Raw genomic sequence first — 5,636 nt, 5'->3', positions numbered from 1 at the left:
ACGCCCCGGGCGCCACGTTCACGATGCCGCCATCCGCGGTGACGTTGTACGCGCAGTGGAGCGTTGAGACGTTCGTGGTGGCCTATGACGGCAACGGGTCCACCGGTGGGACGGTGCCGGTCGATGCGTCCAGCCCGTACGCGACTGATTCGACGGTCACGGTGCTGGGTAATACGGGGTCGCTGGTCAAGACCGGGTACACGTTCGCTGGCTGGAACACTCAAGCTGGCGGCGGGGGCACCGGCTACGCCCCGGGCGCCACGTTCACGATGCCGGCAGACGCGGTGACGTTGTACGCGCAGTGGGAGGCGTTGCCTATGCGCACGGTGACGTTCAACGCCAACGACGGAGCGGGGTCGATGAGCCAGCAGACGAAGAATGTGCCCACGGCGTTGACCGCTAACACGTTCATCCGCACCGGGTACAGCTTCACGGGGTGGAACACCGCCGCCAATGGCTCGGGTACCGCGTACGCCAATCAGGCCGTGTACCCGTTCACCGCTGACGCGACCTTGTACGCGCAGTGGTCCGCGTTGCCTATGCGCACGGTGACGTTCAACGCCAACGACGGAGCGGGGTCGATGAGCTCGCAGACGAAGAATGTGCCCACGGCGTTGACCGCTAACACGTTCACCCGCGCCGGGTACAGCTTCACGGGGTGGAACACCGCAGCCAATGGCTCGGGTACCGCGTACGCCAATCAGGCCGTGTACCCGTTCACCGCTGACGCGACCTTGCACGCGCAGTGGTTGGCGTTGCCGTGTTCGTCGTACTCGGTCGGTGATATCGGACCTGGCGGTGGGAGGATCGTCTACAAGGACACGAGTCGCCCGTCGGGTTCGCAGTGTTTCGAGGCCGCACCATTTCAATGGCAAGGAGGCCCCGCCAACGACCCGTCGTTGAAGTGGGGGATCAGTACGTGCGCAAATAAGAGTATTTCGACTGGTACGGCGATTGGCACGGGGGCGGGGAACACGAACGCGATCACCTCCGCGTGTTCCACTGCTAATGCCCCGGCGGCGTGGGCGGCGAAGAACTACGCGGGTGGCGGCCTGACCGACTGGTTCCTACCGTCCAAGGACGAACTGAATAAGGTGTACTTGCAGAGCAGTCCTCTCGGGGCCTCTGGCAACTACTGGTCCTCGTCGCAGGCCACTGCGACGAACAAAGCGTGGATGCTGAATTTCTACTCTTTCGTGTGGCTCGATGTCTCTAAGTACGAAACTAGCTACAGGGTGCGGCCGGTCCGGGCTTTTTAGCTGAGTTGGGTCTCCATCTCGCTGCCGTAGCCACTGAGAATGCTCAGGATCCCTGGTCGCGCTAGGGCGGGCCGGATTCTGGCGCTTCGGAAATGCGTGTGGTGGCGCGTCGTAGCTGGGGTTGGGACAGGGCTCCTACCTGCCGGGGCGCGGTGTGGCGTTCGTGGTCGACAAGCCGGTGAAGCGGGAGATCTTCGCCGCCGGTTTCGGTGACCGCGTCGTCCACCATCTGATCATCAACAAGTTGAACCCGCTGTTCGAGGCCGAGTTCATCTACGACAGCCATGCTTGCGCACATCGACGTCGGGATACTCTTCGCGCATCTCGTGCGCTTCATCCAGGAGTATCTGGCCAGTCTGGTCCCGGTGCTGCGTGCGTACATGGCCGCCAACCTGGCCGCCATGTACACGCCCACGTCAACGGTGGTGTCGAGAAGTTCATGCTGCGAACCCGCCGCTACCGCACCGTCCAGATCCGCGCCGGAGGGCACATCCTCACCGCCGAACAATCACCCCCCCGGCGACCTAGCCGACGCCCTCCAGAGCATCAGCAGGGTCGACAGAGCGCACTGATTTGAGCCAAGTCAGGTCACGCAGATCTATGAGGGGACGAACCAAATCCAGAGGCTTGTCATGGCGCGTTCCGTGCTGCGCTGACGGGACGCTTCCGGAGTGGATGTTCAGGAACAGATGCTGTCGCGGGCGGTTCTGACAGTGTTCTCGACGCTGGTGGCGGCAGCCCGAACGGGGGCGATGCCGCTGTAGTCGTCGCCGACCAAAACCGTGAAGGTCCCTCCGGTGCCAGGCGCTGAGATGAACTTGGCATTGGGGAAAGCTGCCTTGAGCGTGTGCAGGGATCTTTGCCACTGCGGGTCATAGCGGATGGTCGTCTGCTTGACGGCCTGCCCGCTCCCGGCTTGGCTCACATCGAACCCGGCCTTGGTCAGGTCGCTCACGGCCTGCTTGTAGCGCGCGCCCGCAGCGCCTGCCAGCGTCACTGTTATCTCCCCAGGTGCCACTTCGACGACTGCGGGCTTGGGCGGCTCCGGCAGCGGCTGGTCGGCGGCGAGAGCATCGAACATCTTCTTGGCAGCCGGAGCGTCCCAAAGCACCGTGCTTTCGCCGTCGAAGAAGTGGTTGCCGTCTGAAACTGGGACGGTTGTGAACTTGATCGCTGACAGGTCCACGTCGGCCATCCGTGCCGCCAGGGCTGCCACAACATCGACGGACAGGTTCTCGTCTGTGGTGACGCTAGACACCGCCGCGTCTACGAAGGAATTCATCGCCACCGGGTTCAGAAGTGTGCCGGCCTGAGTGAGCTTTTGGAGGATGGCAGCGATGAATGTTTGCTGGCGCTGGACGCGACCGAAGTCGTTGTCGATGTGCCTGGCTCTCACGTAGCCAAGAGCCTGGCGCCCTCGGATCGTCTGATTACCAGCTGGCAAGTCGAGCCCGGCCAGTTGGTCGACTAGAGGCTTTTTCAGGCACACGTCAACGCCGCCTACAGCGTCAACCATCTTCAGGAAGCCCGAGAAGTTGACCTCCACGTAGTGGTTGATGGTGACACCGGTGGCTGCTTGGACCGTCTTGACTGTCACGGACGGTCCGCCGGTGGAGAAGGCGGAGTTGACCTTGCCTTTGTGCTCGGGGACGGGCTCGCCCTCCGAAGACGTGTGAGACGGGATCGTCACCAGGGAGTCGCGGGGGATGCTCACGACACTCGCGTTGCTCAGGTCCGCGCTCAGGTGAACCAGCAAGATCGTGTCGGTGTGTCGTCCGAAGTCCTCTTGCCCCGTGTGAAGCTTCGAGCGCTGGTTGCGTGACAGGCCGGAGCGGTCGTCCGACCCGACCACCAGGATATTCACAGGTTCGCCCCAGCCCGGTCCGCCGCCGAGGCCGCCGAACACGTCTACCTGCGCGAGGTTGGACAAGTAGCGCTGGCTGGCGGCCCAGCCTGTCAAGCTCAGGCCGAGAAGGGCCACGGATACAACGGTGACGATGGTCTTGGCCAAGCGCCTGTGCGTGGCCTGTCGCTCACGGTTGACGGGCACTGGACTCCTGACTTCTGACGGGCGTATGAAGCGTAAGCGATGGGAGCTCCAGGCCCGGCGAAGGCCGCCCCCGCGTGGCGGCAGATTCGGGCGAGCGGTGGTAGTGTCCTGCGCGTCGGGGGAGTCGAGCTAGGGCAGGTGGGCGATGACGGGCCCGCTAGTGAGCGTGATTACGGCCACCCATGCCGGAGATGACGTAAGGCACCTAGGCGAGGCTCTGGACAGTGTCATCGCGCAGGGACATCGACCGATCGAACTTCTGGTCGTTTGCGACGGACCCGTGCCGGACGACACGCGTGAGATGCTCTCGCAACGGGCACGCGACAACCCCTGGATCAGGGTGTATCCGCTCGAATCTCCGTCCGGGCCAGCCGTAGCGCGTAACAGCGTCCTGGCTCGGTGCCGAGGGGATTTCATAGCGATCCTTGATTCGGACGACGCGATGTCGCCGACACGGGTGTCCGCTCAGATCGACTATCTGACCGCGCATGGCCTTGATGTCGTCGCATCCTGGCTAGCTGTGATCGACCAGTCTGGCGCCGAGCAGGGTGTGCGCGAATTCCCGGTGTCGTGGAGCGCAGTGCGCGCACGGGTCCCGTACTCGTGTCCAACGGCGAACACCGCTGTGATGTTTCGCCGAGAGATTCTTCCTGAGTTTCACTACCCCGAGGACATACGGGTGGGAGAGGACTACAGGCTGTGGGTGGAGCTGATCCGCCGTGGCCGTCGGATCGGCAACATTCCAGAGCCGCTCACGCGCTATCGCACAGGAGCGGACTACTTCAACAGGCGCCGCGGCTTGTCCTACGCCAAGAGTGATCTGGCAACGAAGCTGCGTGCCCTACCTCTGGTCGTCTGGTGGCAGCGGCCAGTCGTTGTCGCGGTCGCGGGCGCGACCTTCGTCGTGCGGCTGCTGCCCACCGCCCTGTTCCGATCGGTCTACCGGGTGTTCGAGCGGGTCGGGCGGGGTGGCGCCGCGTGAAGATCGTTGTGGTCGCTCCGGTGCACATCTACGACGACATTCGCGTCTTCCGCAAGGAGGCCGTGACTCTGGCTCAGGCCGGCCACGAAGTGATCCTGTACGCGCGCACTCCCGATGGGCGCCCGTTGGTGCGCGACGGGGTTACGGTCAAACCGGTTCGCCACTCAAGCCGACTCAGCCGTTTCGCGCAGCTCCCCGCGCTCGCCCGCCGGGTCTACAAGGAGCGCGCTGACGTCTATCACATCCACAACCCCGACACGTTGCCGATCGGGTTCGCCTTGCGTCATCGCGGATGCCGGGTCATCTACGACACCCATGAAGACTTCCGTTCCGAGATTCTCCTGCGGCAGTGGCTGCCGACGATGGCACGGCGACCCGCGGCAGCTCTTGTGGCCAAGCTGGAACGGCGAGCTGGGCGCGAGTTCGACGCGGTCATCGTCACACAGCCGCAGCTGGTCCGGCGAATACCAGAAGCGGTCGTAATCGGTAACCCTCCTCTTGTGGATGCCGCTTCCGCGGAGCTGGCGGCTGAGGCCCGGGAGCGATGGTTGCTGGCACAGTCCGCCGACGAACCGCTAGTTCTGGGATACATAGGTGGAGTGAGTGCGGACCGGGGACTTTGGCGGATGCTCGATCTGGTCGCCGCGTTAGCCAGGAGCGGACCTGCGCGCCTTCTGCTGATTGGCCCAGCTGTCAACGACAAGGCGTTGGCCGGAGCCAGGACAAGGCCCGAGTGGCGCTTCGTCGATTACCGCGGGCAGCTTCCCCAGGAGGAGGCGTTCGCGGAGCTAGCGAAGGCCCATCTCGGACTCATCCTCTTCGAAGACGTCGCGAGTCACCGGTTCGTCGACCCAAACAAGATCTACGAGTACCTCGCCGTCGGGCTGCCGTTCGTCGCGACAGCGTTTCCGGGCTGGGTGGAGCGCCTGGGAGCGGCCGACGTTGGCCTGTTCGTGGACGCAGGTGCTGACCTAGCCGAGACAGCGGACAAGATTCGGGCCTTGGCTTCCGACCGTCCAGCCCTTGCGGCCGCCGGACATCGCGCAGTCCGCTTCGTTTCCGCCGAGTACTCGTGGCAGGCCAACGGCGCCCCCGAGCTGCTGCGGGTCTATGACTGACTTGAGGAGTAGCCGCTAGCCGTTAGTCCCGCTGTGACCAGGCGATCATGGCGTCGATGTTCGACGAAAGCACAGTGCTGGCGCCAGCGTCAGAACCCTTGGTCATGATCGCGAACTTCAGGCCTCCGACGTCCTTCTTCACCGGCGCTGCCGAAAGCGCGTAAGCCAGTGAAGTTGGCGTGATCAGCCACGCCCCGAGGTTGTATTGGGTGCGCGCTCCGCCCTGC

Annotated in this window: 6 protein-coding genes; 3 read left to right on the top strand and 3 right to left on the bottom strand. The window is 64.0% G+C overall.

All coding sequences use genetic code 11. From position 1 onward, the window contains the following. The coding region (locus Q8P38_08210; protein MDP4014579.1) for an InlB B-repeat-containing protein at window positions 1-1,259 on the top strand (1,259 nt) is incomplete at its 5' end. A 61-nt stretch (window positions 1,260-1,320) separates the two neighbouring features. On the opposite strand, the gene Q8P38_08205 is transcribed toward Q8P38_08210, so the two are convergent. Further along, entirely contained in the window at window positions 1,321-1,767 is a 447-nt protein-coding gene (locus tag Q8P38_08205; GenBank protein MDP4014578.1) for a hypothetical protein, read from the bottom strand. A gap of 171 nt (window positions 1,768-1,938) precedes the next feature. Next, window positions 1,939-3,309 (bottom strand): LCP family protein, encoded by a 1,371-nt coding sequence (locus tag Q8P38_08200; GenBank protein ID MDP4014577.1) that lies wholly within the window; start codon window positions 3,307-3,309, stop codon window positions 1,939-1,941. Between the two features lie 145 nt (window positions 3,310-3,454). Between Q8P38_08200 and Q8P38_08195 the strand changes: the two genes are divergently transcribed. Together Q8P38_08195 and Q8P38_08190 are read left to right on the top strand one after the other, a co-directional pair. Beyond that, window positions 3,455-4,291 carry a glycosyltransferase gene (locus Q8P38_08195; protein ID MDP4014576.1) on the top strand — a complete coding sequence of 279 codons (837 nt, stop codon included), beginning with the start codon at window positions 3,455-3,457 and terminating at the stop codon, window positions 4,289-4,291. After that, window positions 4,288-5,409 (top strand): glycosyltransferase, encoded by a 1,122-nt coding sequence (locus Q8P38_08190; GenBank protein ID MDP4014575.1) that lies wholly within the window; start codon window positions 4,288-4,290, stop codon window positions 5,407-5,409. Before Q8P38_08195 ends, Q8P38_08190 begins: the two co-directional genes overlap by 4 nt. A 22-nt stretch (window positions 5,410-5,431) precedes the next feature. Here the strand turns inward: Q8P38_08190 and Q8P38_08185 are convergent. After that, window positions 5,432-5,636: hypothetical protein (locus tag Q8P38_08185; GenBank protein MDP4014574.1), on the bottom strand; the 205-nt coding region annotated here is incomplete at its 5' end.

It is taken from the genome of Candidatus Nanopelagicales bacterium (assembly GCA_030700225.1).
Classification (GTDB): domain Bacteria; phylum Actinomycetota; class Actinomycetes; order S36-B12.
This window is presented reverse-complemented; position numbering and strand designations above follow the sequence as displayed.

What these genes read in the sequence shown, in the direction of transcription:
- Q8P38_08195 (MDP4014576.1), top strand. Translation starts at nt 3,455, where the DNA reads ATGACGGGCCCGCTAGTGAGCGTGATTACGGCCACCCATGCCGGAGAT.